At 68.6% G+C, this 15,184-nt stretch carries 15 protein-coding genes; 4 read left to right on the top strand and 11 right to left on the bottom strand.

Features of this window, described 5'->3' with window-relative positions; genetic code table 11:
- Positions 1-13: 13 nt before the first annotated feature.
- Positions 14-1,162 carry an anhydro-N-acetylmuramic acid kinase gene (locus HWW87_RS13040; protein WP_174429906.1) on the bottom strand — a complete coding sequence of 383 codons (1,149 nt, stop codon included), beginning with the start codon at positions 1,160-1,162 and terminating at the stop codon, positions 14-16.
- A 142-nt stretch (positions 1,163-1,304) separates the two neighbouring features.
- Between HWW87_RS13040 and tyrS the strand changes: the two genes are divergently transcribed.
- Genes tyrS through HWW87_RS13025 form a run of 3 tightly spaced genes read left to right on the top strand, consistent with a single transcriptional unit; the run spans position 1,305 to position 3,690 of the window.
- Positions 1,305-2,546, top strand: coding sequence for a tyrosine--tRNA ligase (gene tyrS / locus HWW87_RS13035; protein WP_006483424.1), 1,242 nt, complete (start codon positions 1,305-1,307; stop codon positions 2,544-2,546).
- Entirely contained in the window at positions 2,543-3,001 is a 459-nt protein-coding gene (gene dtd / locus HWW87_RS13030) for a D-aminoacyl-tRNA deacylase (RefSeq protein WP_011544595.1), read from the top strand. The genes tyrS and dtd overlap by 4 nt, the downstream gene beginning before the upstream one ends.
- A gap of 23 nt (positions 3,002-3,024) precedes the next feature.
- A complete protein-coding gene (locus HWW87_RS13025) occupies positions 3,025-3,690 on the top strand; it encodes a histidine phosphatase family protein (protein ID WP_174429905.1) in 666 nt (221 codons plus the stop codon).
- A gap of 59 nt (positions 3,691-3,749) precedes the next feature.
- Here HWW87_RS13025 and HWW87_RS13020 read toward each other — a convergent pair whose 3' ends face one another.
- From HWW87_RS13020 to HWW87_RS12975, 10 genes are all read right to left on the bottom strand, one after another.
- On the bottom strand, positions 3,750-4,877 hold the full coding sequence (locus HWW87_RS13020; protein ID WP_174429904.1) for a ParB/Srx family N-terminal domain-containing protein: 1,128 nt from the start codon (positions 4,875-4,877) through the stop codon (positions 3,750-3,752).
- Between the two features lie 152 nt (positions 4,878-5,029).
- Positions 5,030-5,983 carry an oxygenase MpaB family protein gene (locus HWW87_RS13015; RefSeq protein WP_174429903.1) on the bottom strand — a complete coding sequence of 318 codons (954 nt, stop codon included), beginning with the start codon at positions 5,981-5,983 and terminating at the stop codon, positions 5,030-5,032.
- A 23-nt stretch (positions 5,984-6,006) separates the two neighbouring features.
- A complete protein-coding gene (gene ruvB / locus HWW87_RS13010) occupies positions 6,007-7,080 on the bottom strand; it encodes a Holliday junction branch migration DNA helicase RuvB (protein ID WP_174429902.1) in 1,074 nt (357 codons plus the stop codon).
- Positions 7,081-7,188: 108 nt separating this feature from the next.
- A complete protein-coding gene (ruvA, locus tag HWW87_RS13005; RefSeq protein ID WP_174386058.1) occupies positions 7,189-7,770 on the bottom strand; it encodes a Holliday junction branch migration protein RuvA in 582 nt (193 codons plus the stop codon).
- Between the two features lie 191 nt (positions 7,771-7,961).
- On the bottom strand, positions 7,962-8,504 hold the full coding sequence (ruvC, locus tag HWW87_RS13000; RefSeq protein WP_027813218.1) for a crossover junction endodeoxyribonuclease RuvC: 543 nt from the start codon (positions 8,502-8,504) through the stop codon (positions 7,962-7,964).
- 154 nt (positions 8,505-8,658) lie between these two features.
- Positions 8,659-10,224 (bottom strand): bifunctional phosphoribosylaminoimidazolecarboxamide formyltransferase/IMP cyclohydrolase, encoded by a 1,566-nt coding sequence (purH, locus tag HWW87_RS12995; RefSeq protein ID WP_175820558.1) that lies wholly within the window; start codon positions 10,222-10,224, stop codon positions 8,659-8,661.
- Positions 10,225-10,268: 44 nt separating this feature from the next.
- Entirely contained in the window at positions 10,269-10,502 is a 234-nt protein-coding gene (locus HWW87_RS12990; RefSeq protein WP_006476892.1) for a Fis family transcriptional regulator, read from the bottom strand.
- A complete protein-coding gene (dusB, locus tag HWW87_RS12985; RefSeq protein ID WP_174386055.1) occupies positions 10,499-11,566 on the bottom strand; it encodes a tRNA dihydrouridine synthase DusB in 1,068 nt (355 codons plus the stop codon). The genes HWW87_RS12990 and dusB overlap by 4 nt, the downstream gene beginning before the upstream one ends.
- 138 nt (positions 11,567-11,704) lie before the next feature.
- The gene (locus tag HWW87_RS12980) at positions 11,705-12,892 is read right to left on the bottom strand and encodes a UbiH/UbiF/VisC/COQ6 family ubiquinone biosynthesis hydroxylase (protein ID WP_175820557.1); all 1,188 of its coding nucleotides are present in this window, start codon (positions 12,890-12,892) and stop codon (positions 11,705-11,707) included.
- Between the two features lie 37 nt (positions 12,893-12,929).
- Positions 12,930-14,315: an aminopeptidase P N-terminal domain-containing protein gene (locus HWW87_RS12975; RefSeq protein ID WP_175820556.1), complete on the bottom strand. Its 1,386-nt coding sequence runs from the start codon at positions 14,313-14,315 to the stop codon at positions 12,930-12,932.
- 186 nt (positions 14,316-14,501) lie between these two features.
- Here HWW87_RS12975 and HWW87_RS12970 point away from each other — a divergent pair, with 186 nt between their 5' ends.
- Positions 14,502-15,116: a glutathione S-transferase C-terminal domain-containing protein gene (locus tag HWW87_RS12970; RefSeq protein WP_174429898.1), complete on the top strand. Its 615-nt coding sequence runs from the start codon at positions 14,502-14,504 to the stop codon at positions 15,114-15,116.
- Positions 15,117-15,184: the final 68 nt, after the last annotated feature.

The raw sequence follows: 15,184 nt of genomic DNA, 5'->3' as shown, positions 1-15,184 counted from the left end.
GGCGGGTATCGCGTCAGCGCGGATAGAGTGCGCCGAGCACGCGCTCGCCGGCGGCACCCGTCACGCTCGCGAGATTGCCGGGCTGGCGCGCAGTGAAGCGGTACGCGAGCCACGCGAACGCGAGCGCTTCGACCTGCTGCGGCGGCACGCCGAGCGCGGCCGTCGTATCGACGGTGGCCGGCACGCCGGCCTCGCGCAGCGCGTGCCGGAGCGCGTCGAGCAGCACCGGATTGCGTGCGCCGCCGCCGCATACGAAGACGGCCTGGCAGCCGGGTGCGTGCTGCGCGATTTCGCGCGCCACCGACACGGCGGTGAGCGCGGTGAGCGTCGCCTGCACGTCCTCCGGCGCAACCTGCGGGAACGCGGCGAGCTTCGCATCGAGCCATGCGGGATTGAACAGGTCGCGTCCGGTGCTTTTCGGCGGCGGCGCGGTGAAATACGGTTCGTCGAGCAACGCGTCGAGCAGCGGCGCGTGGACGCTGCCGCGTGCGGCGAACTTGCCGCCGTCGTCGTACGGCTTGCCCAGATGGCGGGTCGCCCACGCATCGATCAGTGCATTCGCGGGGCCGCAGTCGAAGCCGCGCACGTCGCCGCCCGCGTCGGGCAGGATCGTGATGTTGCTGATCCCGCCGAGATTGCAGACGACGCGCGTTTCTCCCGGCGCGCCGAACACCGTCGCATGGAAGGCCGGCGCGAGCGGCGCGCCGTGGCCGCCGGCGGCCACATCGCGGCTGCGGAAATCGGCGATCACGTCGACCTGGGTCAGCTCGGCGAGCAGCGCCGGATTGTTGAGCTGGCGCGTATAGCCGCGCTCGGGCCGGTGGCGCACCGTCTGGCCGTGCACACCGATCGCGCGGATCTCGTCGCGCGACAGCCCGGCCGTGCGCTGCAATTCATGGCAGCACACCGCATAGCGCGTGACGAGCGCATTCGCCGCGAGCGATTCGCGGTCGATCTCGTTGTCGCCGGGCTGCTGCAGCGCGAACAGCGCGTCGCGCAGCGATTGCGCGAAGCCGACGAACGCTTCCGCGAGCACGGCCGGCGCGCGGCCGGCCTCGAAACGCACGGCGACGCCGTCGACGCCGTCCATGCTGGTTCCCGACATCAGCCCGAAGTAGATGCCGTCTGCCGGATGGGCATGCTGCGGCTGTCGTTGCGGCACGTTGGGTTCTCCTGGATCGTGCGGCGCGGGCCGGTGCCGCGCGCCTTGCGCCCGATTATCCGCGCAACGTGACGCGTCGTTAAGCGATGCGCGCGCAAGTTATGGGAAAATCCCTGTTTTTGCGACATTCTTCCTGGCACCGATGAGCACCGAACCCAGTTCCAAGCCCGTTTTCCCGATCACCGACGAAGTCCGGCATGCGCTCGCCGTCACGAAGCGCGGCGTCGACGAGCTGCTGATCGAGGAAGAGTTCGCGCAGAAGCTCGCGCGCAGCGCAGCCACGGGCACGCCGCTGCGCATCAAGCTCGGCCTCGATCCGACCGCACCGGACATCCACATCGGCCATACGGTCGTGCTGAACAAGATGCGCCAGCTGCAGGACCTCGGCCACACGGTGATCTTCCTGATCGGCGATTTCACGTCGCTGATCGGCGACCCGTCGGGCCGCAACGCGACGCGTCCGCCGCTCACGCGCGAGCAGATCGAATCGAACGCGAAGACCTACTTCGAGCAGGCCGCACTCGTGCTCGATCGCGACAAGACCGAAATCCGCTACAACAGCGAATGGTCGATGCCGCTCGGCGCGGACGGGATGATCAAGCTCGCGTCGCGCTACACGGTCGCGCGGATCCTCGAGCGCGAGGATTTCACGAAGCGCTTCCAGGGCGGCGTGCCGATCTCGATCCACGAATTCCTGTACCCGCTGATGCAGGGCTACGATTCGGTCGCGCTGAACGCCGATCTCGAACTCGGCGGCACCGACCAGAAGTTCAACCTGCTGGTCGGCCGCGAACTGCAGAAGCAGTACGGCCAGGAACAGCAGTGCATCCTGACGATGCCGCTGCTCGAAGGCCTCGACGGCGTCGAGAAGATGTCGAAGTCGAAGGGCAATTACGTCGGCATCAGCGAGAAGCCGACCGACATGTTCGGCAAGCTGATGAGCATCTCGGACACGCTGATGTGGCGTTACTTCGAGCTGCTGTCGTTCCGCAGCCTCGACGAGATCGCCGGCTTCAAGCGCGAGGCCGAAGGCGGCCGCAATCCGCGCGACTTCAAGGTGCTGCTCGCGCAGGAAATCGTCGCGCGGTTCCACTCGCAGCCCGACGCCGAGCGTGCGCTCGAGGACTTCAACCACCGCGCGAAGGGCGGCGTGCCGGACGACATTCCGTCGGTCACGCTGGCCGGCGCGCCGCTGGCGATCGGTCAGTTGCTGAAGCAGGCCGGCCTCGTGCCGTCGACGAGCGAAGCGCTGCGCAACATCGAGCAGGGCGGCGTGAAGATCGACGGCGCGACCGTGTCGGACAAGGGCCTGAAGGTCGAGGCCGGCGAGTTCGTCGTGCAGGTCGGCAAGCGCCGCTTCGCACGCGTCACGCTGACTGCATGATCGCGCTGATCCAGCGCGTGACGCGCGCCGACGTGCGCGTCGGCGGCCGGACGACGGGCGAGATCGGCGCGGGCCTGCTCGCGCTGGTCTGCGCGGAGCGCGGCGATACCGAGGCCGCGGCCGACAAGCTGCTCGCGAAGCTGCTCGGCTACCGCGTGTTCAGCGATGCAGCCGGCAAGATGAACCTGCCGGTGTCGAACATCGACGGCGAAGGCCGTGCAGGCGGCCTGTTGCTCGTGTCGCAGTTCACGCTCGCGGCCGATACCAACAGCGGGCTGCGTCCGAGCTTCACGCCGGCCGCGCCGCCCGACGAAGGCGCGCGGCTGTTCGACTATTTCGTCGCGGCCGCGCGGGCGCGGCACCCGATCGTCGAGACGGGCGAGTTCGGCGCCGACATGCAGGTGTCGCTCGTCAACGACGGCCCCGTGACGTTCTGGCTGCAAGTGCGGCCCTGATTCTTCCCCGGAGACGCGCCGCGATGGCCACCACGCAGATTCTTTTCATCCGCCACGGCGAGACGGCCTGGAACCGCATCAAGCGCATCCAGGGGCATATCGACATCCCGCTGGCCGATACGGGGCTCGCGCAGGCGCAGCGGCTGGCTGTGCGGCTCGGGCGCGAGGCGCGCGACGGCGCGCGGCTCGACGCGGTGTATTCGAGCGACCTGATGCGCGCGCAACAGACCGCACAACCCTTTGCCGATGCGCTCGGGCTGCCGCTGCTGCTGCGCGAAGGGTTGCGCGAACGTTCGTACGGCGCGTTCCAGGGGCACGACAGCACCGAGATCGAGGCGCTGTTTCCGGACGCGTATGCGGCGTGGCAGACGCGCGATCCGGGCTTCGCGCCGGAGGGCGGCGAGTCGCAGCGAGAGTTTTATCACCGCGTGCTGCATGCGCTCGAACCGATCGTCGCCGCGCATCCGGGCGGCCGGATCGCGTGCGTCGCGCACGGCGGCGTGCTCGATTGCGTGTATCGCTTCGCGAACGGGATCGAGCTGTCGGCGCCGCGTAACTATCAGCTGCTCAACACCAGCATCAACGTCGTCGATTACGTGGATGGCCGCGCGCGGGTCGTGCAGTGGGCCGACGTGTCGCATCTCGAAGCCGCGAGCGATGATGACGATGGGTACCGCAAGGTGCTCTGAGCACGCCAACCCCCGTCCGGCACGGCCGGCCCGGGGTTCGCTTTCTTCTCGTGTGACGCTTACTGCGGCAGCCCGTGACGCGTCTTGTAGTCGAGCGCGTACGCGATCTTGCCGGGCTTGTCGGCCGTGATCGGCTGGCGCAGCTTGTCGAATTCCCCCTTGCTGTATTTCTTCCCGCCGTTGATCGCATCGGCGCGCCCGAGATCGGCGCCCGTCTTGCCGTCGATCACGGGGTCCGTGGCCGCGACCATCCGCGTCGACGCATTCCAGACCGCATTCAGGTAGCCCGTGTCGGCCTTCGCCGGATCGGGATCGGTCGTGCCGGGCCGCGTCAGGTCATAGCCGGCCAGCGCGAACGTGCCCGGCTGCGCGCGCAGCCAGTCGGCCCAGTAGAACTCGAGGTAGTCGGTCGCTTGTGCGGGTTTGCTGTAGCCGATGTCGCGCGTGAAATAGACGAGCGAGCGGTAGCGGTCGTTCGTCATCCCGAGCGTCAAGCCGAGGCCGCTCGGCAGTTGCGCGGTCGTGATCGGCTTGCCTTCGCCGTTCTTCAGGCGCAGATAGCCGCGGCTTTGCATCTGCTGCCAGAACGCGTCGCCCGAGTAGCCGCTGAGGTTGTCCTTGACGACGACGTGCACGTGCAGCGCCGGGCCGCCGTCGGGCGTCTCGTAATAGGTCGACAGCCCGTGGTGGCCGTCGGTCAGGTACAGCGCATCGCCGTTCGGGCCGATCACGACGGGGTTCAGCACCGAGCGGTCGCGGGCGTTCGTGTCGGCCGTCGCGCACGTGTAGCTCGCCGGCTCGCGCAGCGACGATTGGGCCGTGTAGCCGCTCGATGCGACGCCGCCGAGGCCTTCGTCCGCGCAGAAGTCGTCGAACTTCTTGTCGGGCTGCAGTTCGTAGCGGCCGAGCTTGTAGTAGATCTGGTCGTAGCCGATCGCACCCTGCGTCGGATGGAGATCGCCTAGCGTCACGTCGATCAGGTCGCCGGCGCGGGCAGCCTTCCACTTGCCCGGTTGCGGCGTGGTGGTGGCGGGCGGTGTGGGAGCCGGCGTCGTCGTCGTGCCGCCGGACGGCGGTTGCGCGTCCGTGCGCGCGACGGCGGCGACCTCGTCGCCTCCGCACGCGGCGAGAGCGAAGACGGTGGACAGGCTGGCGGCAAGGGCGAAACGAATCGGCAGGCGTGGCATCGCGGGCATCGGGTGTCGGTCGGGTGGGCGGGACACCGCGCGGGTCACGGGCATGCGTGACGAGCAGGACGTGCGACCGTGCGCGGGTGCAAGCCCGTCAGCTTGTCACAGGTATTTGACAGCAAATTGAAATGATCCGAAGAAACGGATCGTCAGGCAGGCGGGGTGCCGTCGGACGGGGGGGCCGTCGCGCGGCGGCGCGCACGCTTCGACGCGCCGTTCACGAGCGCCCAGCGCAGCACGGGCGCGATGGCGCGTATGCCGGGCCGGACCAGCGCGCGCCGTAACGGCGCGAACGTCGACACGCCGAGCATGCGCTGCGCCCACGGCGGCAGCAGGTCGATCCCGGCATGCATCACCAGCGACGCGGCAGGCCGCAGCGCGGGCTTCGCGACCGGCACGTTCAGCAGGATGGACATCACGTCGAACGTTCGCGGCCCGGCTTCGAGTTCGGGCAGCATGCGCGCGAGATAGGCCGCCACCTCGGCGCGCGAACGCGGAACCTCGCGGGCGCCGAGCAGCTCGGCGATCAGCGCCGTCTCCGCGTAATAGCGGTCCTGCAGTTCGCCCGACAGCGCCGGATTCACATAACGCATATGCGCGGCGAGGAAGCTCGACACTTCCGCGACATGCACCCAGGTCAGCAACGCGGGATCGTCGGCGCGGTACGGCCGGCCGTCCGGCGCACTGCCCGAGATGCGCGCGTGGATCGTTTTCACGCGCTCGATCAGCGCGAGCGCATCCGCGCGGCTGCCGAACGTCGTACCCGTGATGAACGTGGCGGTGCGCCGCAAGCGGCCGAAGATGTCGGTGCGGAACGACGAATGATCCCAGACGCCCGCGAGCGCGAGCGGGTGGAGCGCCTGCAGCAGCAGCGCGGCGATGCCGCCCGTCATCATCGACGTGAAATCCGCATGCACGCGCCAGCAGACGGCGTCGGGGCCGAACAGCCCCGGGTCTCCAGGCGGTGACGAGAGATCGATCGACGGGCCGCCGCCGCCGGCCGTCAGGTGCGTGATGCCGGCCACGAGCCGCTTGCGGATCGGCTCGGCCCAGCGCGGGCTCGGCACGGGTGCGGTGGGGTGGCGGCTGGGCGGCGTCGTCATGGCGGTTGCGGCTCGGCGACGGATTACTTCCCGTCGGGGGTATCCCACTCGTCGCGCTCGGGGGTGCGGCGCGCATCGGGCACCGACAGCCCGAAGTGGCGATACGTGAGCAGCGTCGCGACGCGGCCGCGCGGCGTGCGCTGCAGGAAGCCCTGCTGGATCAGGTACGGTTCGAGCACGTCCTCGATCGTGTCGCGCTCCTCGCCGATCGCCGCCGCGAGGTTGTCGATGCCGACCGGGCCGCCGTCGAACTTGTACAGGATCGCTTCGAGCAGCTTGCGGTCCATCAGGTCGAAGCCGACCGGATCGACGTCGAGCATCGCGAGCGCGGCATCGGCGACGGCCGCGGTGATCTGGCCGTCGGCCTTCACTTCCGCGAAGTCGCGCACGCGGCGCAGCAGCCGGTTCGCGATTCGCGGCGTGCCGCGCGCGCGCTTCGCGATTTCCAGCGCGCCGTTCGGATCGATCTGCGCGTTCAGCAGCGACGCCGAGCGACGCACGATGCGCGACAGTTGATCGGCGTCGTAGAACTCGAGGCGCGCGACGATCCCGAAACGATCGCGCAACGGGTTGGTCAGCATCCCCGCGCGAGTGGTCGCGCCGACCAGCGTGAACGGCTGCAGGTCGAGCTTCACGCTGCGCGCGGCCGGGCCTTCGCCGATCATGATGTCGATCTGGTAATCCTCGAGCGCCGGATACAGGATTTCCTCGACGACCGGCGACAGCCGGTGAATCTCGTCGATGAACAGCACGTCGTTTGCTTCGAGGTTCGTCAGCAGCGCGGCGAGATCGCCCGCGCGCTCGAGCACGGGGCCCGACGTCTGGCGCAGGTTCACGCCCATTTCGCGCGCGATGATGTGTGCGAGCGTCGTCTTGCCGAGGCCCGGCGGCCCGAACAGCAGCACGTGGTCGAGCGGCTCGGCGCGGCGCTTCGCGGCTTCGATGAAGATCTCGAGCTGGCCGCGCACCTTTTCCTGGCCGACGTAATCGTCGAGCTGACGCGGCCGCAACGCACGTTCGAACACCTCCTCGTGCGACGAGGTGGGCGTGGCGGCGATGATCCGCTGCTCGGTGGCGAGTTTGTCGGTTTCAATCATGCGGCCATTGTACCGCGCGACGAAGCGCGGACCACCTGGCCGAACGGCCGACTGGCGCGTGCCGCGCGGCGGCGCGACACTGGCTTCGACGGCTGGATCGACCGCGCGTTACGCCTTCGACAGCGCCTTCAGCGCGAGCTTGATGCCTTCGGACACGCCGGTACCGGCCGGCACGTTCTTGATCGCGGCAAGGCCTTCCTTCTCGGAGTAGCCGAGCGCTAGCAGCGCGTTGAGGATGTCGGTCGCGTGGTCGGACGCCGACGCGGCCCCGGCGAGCGCACCGAGGTCGGCGCCGAGCTTGCCCTTCAGTTCGAGCAACAGGCGCTCGGCCGTCTTCTTGCCGATGCCGGGCAGGCGCGTGAGGCGGGCGGCGTCCTGCATCGTCACGGCTTGCGCGAGCTCCTGCACGCTCATGCCGGACAGCACGGCGAGCGCCATGCGCGCGCCGACGCCGGTGATCTTCAGCAGCTCGCGGAAGGTCGTGCGTTCCTGCGGCGTCAGGAAGCCGTACAGCAGGTGCGCGTCCTCGCGGACGATCTGCTGCGTGAGCAGCACGATGCGTTCGCCCGTTTGCGGCAGGTTGTAGAAGGTGCTCATCGGCACGTCGATTTCGTAGCCGACGCCGTTGCAGTCGACGAGCAGATGAGGCGGGTTCTTTTCGAGCAGGATGCCGGCGATGCGACCGATCATGGAGGACGGGATGCGAGGAAGAAAGCGCGAGTGTAGCGCACGCGCGGCGCAATGCCGATGGGTGCGTCCGTCAGGCCGAAGCAGCGCGTGTCGCCGGCGTGTCGGCGCGGGTAAAACGATCAAGGTGGCCAACGCCAGCCAAGGCGCCAACGCAGTCGAGCCGATGCGCCGGGCCGCGGTGCGCGGCGGCGTCAGCCGACCAGCCGGCCGCGCCGCACGCGCAGCCCTTTCTGCGCGAGCGCCGGCGCGAGGCCGCCCAGCGTGCTGAGCGTGTTGCCGCCGTGCGCGTGGCAGATCGCCATGCCGAGCGCGTCGGCTGCGTCGGAGCCCGGCTGGCCGGACAGGTTGAGCAGCCGCGTGACCATGTCCTGCATCTGCGTCTTGGTCGCGCGGCCGTAGCCGACCACGGCCTGCTTGAGCTGCAGCGCCGTGTATTCGGCGACCGGCAGCCCGCCCGCGACGAGCCCGCAGATCGCGGCGCCGCGCGCCTGGCCGAGCAGCAGCGTCGACTGCGGGTTCACGTTGACGAACACCTTTTCGATCGCGGCCTGGTCGGGCGCGTGTTCGCGCACGATCGTCGAGACGCCCTGGAAGATCGTGCCGAGCCGGGTGGCCAGGTCGGCCGTCGGCGTGCGGATCACGCCGCTCGTGACATAGGCGAGCCGGTGGCCGCTGACGTCGATGACGCCGAAGCCGGTGACGCGCAGGCCGGGGTCGATGCCGAGAATTCGCATGAGTGAGGAGAATGGCGTGATGCAGCGATACTACAACGAATGGTGCGGCAAGCCGGTCGCCCGGTCGTGCGCGAAGGCGCCGCGCAATAAAAAACCCGGCGGGGGTGATGCCGCCGGGTTCTCGTGCAGCGGCCGCGCGGGCCGCATGCGGCGATCAGTGACGGAAGTGGCGCACGCCCGTCAGGATCATCGCGATGCCGTGCTCGTCGGCTGCCGCGATCACTTCGTCGTCGCGCATCGAGCCGCCCGGCTGGATCACGCAGGTCGCGCCGGCCGCCACGACGACGTCGAGGCCGTCGCGGAACGGGAAGAACGCATCCGACGCGACGGCCGAGCCGGCCAGCGTCAGGCCCGCGTTCTGCGCCTTGATGCTGGCGATGCGCGCGGAGTCGACGCGGCTCATCTGGCCGGCGCCGACGCCGAGCGTCATGCCGTTGCCGCAGAACACGATCGCGTTCGACTTCACGTACTTCGCGACGCGCCATGCGAACAGCAGGTCGTCCATTTCCTTCGCGGTCGGCTGGCGCTTCGTGACGACGCGCAGCTCGCTCGGCTGCACGTTCTTCGAGTCGAGCGACTGCACGAGCAGGCCGCCGCCCACGCGCTTGAGATCGAATGCGTTATGGCCGTCGCCGAGCGCGATCTCCAGCAGACGCACGTTCTGCTTCGCGGCGAACACCTGCTTCGCGGCGTCGGAGAACGACGGGGCGATCAGCACTTCGACGAACTGCTTCGCCACGGCTTGCGCGGCCGCTTCGTCGACTTCGCGGTTGAACGCGATGATGCCGCCGAATGCGGAGGTCGGATCGGTCTGGAACGCCTTCGCGTACGCGTCGGCCGAGTCGTTGCCGACCGCGACGCCGCACGGGTTCGCATGCTTGATGATCACGCAGGCCGGCGCGTCGAACGTCTTCACGCATTCCCACGCCGCGTCCGAATCCGCGATGTTGTTGTACGACAGTTCCTTGCCTTGCAGCTGGCGGTAGTTCGCCAGCGCGCCGGCCGGCGTCGCGAGGTCGCGGTAGAACGCCGCGCTCTGGTGCGGGTTCTCGCCGTAGCGCAGGTCCTGCACCTTGTCGAACGCCAGGTTCAGCGTGGCCGGGTACGCGCTGCGCGACGCGTGCTGCAGCTCGTCGGTCAGGCTCGTCAGGTAGTTCGTGATCGCGCCGTCGTATTGCGCGGTGTGCGCGAACACCTTCGTCGCGAGGCGGAAGTTGGTCGGGTAGCCGATCGTGTTGCCGTTCGCCTTCATTTCGTCGAGCACGACCGCGTAGTCGGCCGGATCGACGACGACCGTCACGTCGCGGTGGTTCTTCGCGGCCGAGCGCAGCATCGTCGGGCCGCCGATGTCGATGTTCTCGATCGCGTCGGCGAGCGTGCAGTCGTCCTTCGCGATCGTCGCGACGAACGGATACAGGTTCACGACCAGCAGGTCGATCGTCGGGATGTCGTGCTGCTCCAGCGCCTGCATGTGCTCGGGCAGGTCGCGGCGGGCGAGGATGCCGCCGTGCACCTTCGGGTGGAGCGTCTTCACGCGCCCATCGAGCATTTCCGGGAAGCCCGTGTAATCGGCCACTTCGGTCACGGGCAGGCCGGCGTCGGCGAGGAGTTTCGCGGTGCCGCCCGTCGACAGCAGCTTGACGCCGAGGTCGGACAGCGACTTCGCGAAGTCGACGATGCCGGTCTTGTCGGAAACGGAAATGAGCGCTTGCTTGATCATGATGGAACCACCAATAGCCAGGGAAACGGGGACGGGACGGCTGCCTACAGCAGGCCGTGCTGCTGCAGCTTCTTGCGCAGCGTATTGCGATTGATGCCGAGGTACTCCGCGGCGAGCGACTGGTTGCCGCCGGCCTGTACGAGCACGACCTCGAGCATCGGCTTTTCGACGCAGGACATCACCATTTCATAGACGTCGTGCGGATTGGAGCCGTCTAGATCCCGGAAATACACGTCCAGGCTCTCGCGGACACATTGTTCGATGTTGTGCTTGCTCATGCTGCTAACTGGTTATGGTCGTCCGACTCGCCCTGGCCGTTTTCCTCTTCGTCATCGACGTAGACGAGGTGGTCCGACAGCGCCTTTTGCGCCTCGAAGAATGCATTGACGGCAGCGAGTTGCTCGCGGGAGGAATCGAGCGTGTTCATCCTGTGCCGGAACCCGTTGGCACCGGAAAGGCCGCGAGTGTACCAGCCGATGTGCTTGCGCGCAGTACGCACGCCCGTGAATTCACCGTAGAACGCGTAGTGGTCTTCCAGGTGTTCGTTCATCACGTGCTGGATCTCGTCGATCCGCGGCGGGGGCAGCAGTTCGCCGGTTTGCAGGAAATGATCGATTTCACGGAACAACCACGGCCGACCTTGCGCGGCACGACCGATCATCAGTGCGTCGGCGCCGGTTGCGTCGAGCACGGCCTTCGCTTTCGCCGGCGACGTGATGTCGCCGTTCGCCACCACCGGAATGCGCACGGCCGCCTTCACGGCCGCGATGGTGTCGTACTCGGCGTCGCCGCGGTACAGGTCGGCGCGCGTGCGGCCGTGCACGGTCAGCATCGAGATGCCGGCCGCTTCGGCCAGGCGCGCGACCGTGATCGCGTTCTTGTGCTCGCGGTCCCAGCCGGTGCGGATCTTCAGCGTGACGGGCACCGCATCGGGCCCCGTGCCGACCGCCGCGACGACGGCCTCGACGATCCGCTGCACGAGCGGCTCGTTCTGCAGCAGCGCGGAGCCGGCCGCGACGTTGCAGACCTTCTTCGCCGGGCAGCCCATGTTGATGTCGATGATCTGCGCGCCGTTGTCGACGTTGTAGCGGGCCGCTTCGGCCATCATCGCCGGATCGGCGCCGGCGATCTGCACCGCGATCGGCTCGACTTCGCCTTCGTGGTTCGCGCGCCGCATCGTCTTCGCGCTCTTCCACAGCTGCGCGTTGGACGCGACCATCTCGGACACGGCGTAACCGGCCCCCAGCCGCTTGCACAGCTGGCGGAACGGACGATCCGTCACCCCGGCCATCGGGGCGACGAACAGGTTGTTACGCAATACGTGAGGGCCGATAACGGGCATCGCAATGGCGCCGCCCGCGACAGGCGCGGGCAGGGGAAGGGAAGACGGAAAACGGGCATTTTACCGTATTCCCATGCCCCGCCGATTTGACCCGGTTTGCCTGGGTTTGCCCGGAGGCGCCGTATGGTGCGCCGCGCGTCAGTTGCGCTGGCCGAACATCATCTGGCGCGCGATCGCCTTCTTGAGCGGCGGCACGAACTCGAGCGCGGTGAGCGCGGCGCCGCGCAGCAGCGGAAGCGGGCCCGAGTCGATCGTAAACAGGCGCGCCAGCGTGTCGGTCGCGCCGATCGTGAAGCGCCGGTCGAGCGCGCGGCGCGCGTTGAAGGTCGCGAGTGCGGTCGCTTCGAAGCCTTGTGCGGACAGCGTGTCGACGAGCGTGTGCGCATCGCGCAGCCCGAGGTTGAGCCCCTGGCCCGCAACCGGGTGCAGCGTTTGCGCGGCATTGCCGACGATCGCGACGCGGCCGCTGACGAGCGTCGGCGCGGCGTTCAGGCCGAGCGGGAACGACGCGCGTCCGGCGATCGCGACGAATTCGCCCATGCGTTCGCCGAACACGCCGCCGAGCTCGCGCAGGAACGTATCGTCGGGCAGCGCGGCACGTCGCGCCGCTGCGTCGGGCGTACAGCACCAGACGAGCGAGTAGTCGGCCTGGCGCGGGCCGCCGAGCGGCAGCAGCGCGAGCGGGCCTTCGTGCGTGAAGCGTTCCCACGCGACGTTCGGGCGCGGCGCCGATACCGTGACCGTGCCGACGAGCGCGGTCTGTCCGTAGTCGCGGCGATGCTTGGCCGTATCGGCCTGCTGTTCGTGGAACAGGCCGCCTTCGGCATTGATGACGATGCGCGCACGCAGCGTGCGCTCGCCTTGCGGGCCGTCGAGCGTCAGCGTGACGCCGTCGGCGTCCTGCTGCGGCGCGCGTGCGGTGGTCGACGTGAGCCAGTCGACGCGCGTGCCGCGCACCGCATTCGCGAGCGCCTGCACGATCGAGCCGTAGCGCACCACGTAGCCGAGCGCGGCGAGAGCGTGCTCGTCGCGGTCGATCAGCGTGCGGCCGAAATGGCCGCGCTGCGACACGTGGATATGTTCGATCGGCGTGGCGTCGGCGGGCCACGCGAGCGTGTCGAGCAGCACGCGGCTGCCGTGCGACACGGCGATCGCGCGCGGGTCGTTCGCGCTCGCGGCCGGTTCGCGTGCGTCGATCAGCGCGATCGACGCGTGCTGCGTTGCGCTGCGGCGCGCGAGCCAGCCGGCGAGCGCGAGCCCGACGGGGCCCGCGCCGACGATGGCGAGGTCGTAATCCGGCGTGGCCGGGGAGGAAGCGGTCGTCATCTTGATTCGTGAAACGGGGGTAACGGTCGGCGGCCGCTCATGCGTCCGCGCGCATCAGCGCCTCGATCTCATCGGCCGCGACCGGCACGCCGCGCGTGATCAGCTCGCAGCCGTGCTCGCGCACGATCGCGTCGTCCTCGATGCGGATGCCGATGTTCCAGTACTCGGGCGGCACGTCGTCGGCCGCGCGTACATACAGGCCGGGCTCGACGGTGAGCGTCATGCCGGGCTTCAGCGTGCGCCACGGCAGCGCGCCGTTGGCGTCGCGCTCGGCGAGCCGCTCGCGGTAGTCGCCGCAGTCGTGCACGTCCATCCCGAGCCAGTGGCCCGTGCGGTGCATGTAGAAGCGCGTGTACGCGCGCTCGGCGATCACGTCGTCGACGTTCGAGAAGCGCGTTTTCGGGATGATGCCGGTGTCGAGCAGCCCCTGTGCGAGCACGCGGACGGCCGCGTCGTGCGGCGCCTCGAACGGCACGCCCGCGCGCGTCGCGTCGATCGCGGCCTGCTGCGCGGCGAGCACGATGTCGTACAGCGTGCGCTGCGCAGGCGAGAAGCGGCCGTTGGCCGGGAACGTGCGCGTGATGTCCGATGCGTAGCCGTCGAGTTCGCAGGCGGCGTCGATCAGGATCAGGTCGCCGTCCCGCGCGGCCGCGTTGCCGGCCGGGTAGTGCAGCACGCACGCATTCGCGCCGGCCGCGACGATCGAACCGTACGCGGGCGCCTGCGCGCCGTGCTTGCGGAACAGGTACAGCAACTCGGCCTCGAGCTCGTATTCGCGGATGCCGGGGCGGCACACCTGCATCGCGCGGCGGTGTGCGAGCGCGGAGATGTGCGCGGCGCGCATCATGATCGCGAGTTCGTGTTCGTCCTTCACGAGCCGCATGTCGTCGAGCAGCGGCGTGAGGTCGAGCATGGCATCCGGCGCGGCGACGCCGGTGCGGGCCTGCGCGCGCACCGTGTCGAGCCAGCCGGCGAGCTGGCGCTCGAAGTCGGCCGATGCGCCGAACCGGTAGTGCACGGTGCCCGCATCGGCGAGCAGGCGCGGCATTTCGGTGTCGATCACGTCGACCGCGAATGCCGCGTCGAAGCCGAACGCGTCGCGCGCGGCGTCCGGCCCGTAGTGAAAGCCTTCCCAGATCTCGCGGTCGACGTTCTTGCCGCGGCAGAACAGGATCGATTCCGGCGCGCCGTGCGGCGCGGCCGCGTTCAGCACGAGCACGGCATCCGGCTCGGTGAAGCCCGTCAGGTAATGGAAGTAGCTGTCGAACCGGTACGGGTAGGCCGTATCGCGGTTGCGCAGCAGTTCCGGTGCGGTGGGGACGATGGCGACGCCGCCGCCCGCGGCACGCAGTGCGGCAAGCACGCGTTCACGGCGCTGGCGGTAGACGTCGACGGCGATGGCGGTATCGAGGGGCGCGTTCATTCGTGCGATTGTAGCGCCGCGTGACGCCGCGCGTGAGAGTGGGGCCGGAAGCCGCACCGGCCAAGGCCCGCGCGGCGGCTGTTGCAAACCATCCACAGGCCGGACGGGCGATTTTCTGCCCGGCCGCGCGGGCCGGTTATGATCGGCGACAACGTATACTCTCGGCGGTTCCCTTAAAAAAGGCAGATGATGAAATTAATCGGTTCGCTCAGCAGCCCGTACGTCCGAAAGGCGCGGATCGTGCTTGCTGAAAAGAAGATCGACTACAAGCTGGAGCTCGAGAACGTGTGGGCGCCGGAGACGGATATTCATGCATCGAATCCGCTCGGCAAGGTCCCGTGCCTCGTGATGGAGGATGGTGCCGCGGTGTTCGATTCCCGCGTGATCTGCGAATACGTCGATACGCTGTCGCCGGTCGGCAAGCTGATTCCGCCGTCGGGCCGCGAGCGCGTCGAAGTGCGCTGCTGGGAAGCACTGGGCGACGGCGTGCTCGACGCGGCCGTCGCGATCCGTCTCGAACACACGATGCGGGAAGAAGCGCAGCGCAGCGCGAGCTGGATTGCACGCCAGCAGCGCAAGATCGACGACGCGCTCGTCGCGATGTCGCAGGGTCTCGGCGGCAAGACGTGGTGCGTCGGCAATCATTACACGCTCGCCGACATCGCACTCGGCTGCGCGCTCGGCTACCTCGATTTCCGGATGCCCGAGCTCGACTGGCGCGATCGCCACCCGAACCTCGACAAGTACTTCGTGAAGCTGCTGCAGCGACAGTCGTTCGCCGATACGCTGCCGCAGAACTGAGCCGCGAGCCGGCCTTCACGCATTCGGCAGATGAAAGAAAAGCGCCCCGTGGGGCGCTTTTCTTTTTG

This window comes from Burkholderia sp. BCC0419, assembly GCF_902830285.1.
Taxonomy (GTDB): domain Bacteria; phylum Pseudomonadota; class Gammaproteobacteria; order Burkholderiales; family Burkholderiaceae; genus Burkholderia.
The sequence above is the reverse complement of the archived record's forward strand: the minus strand, read 5'-3'. Positions and strand labels throughout refer to the sequence as shown.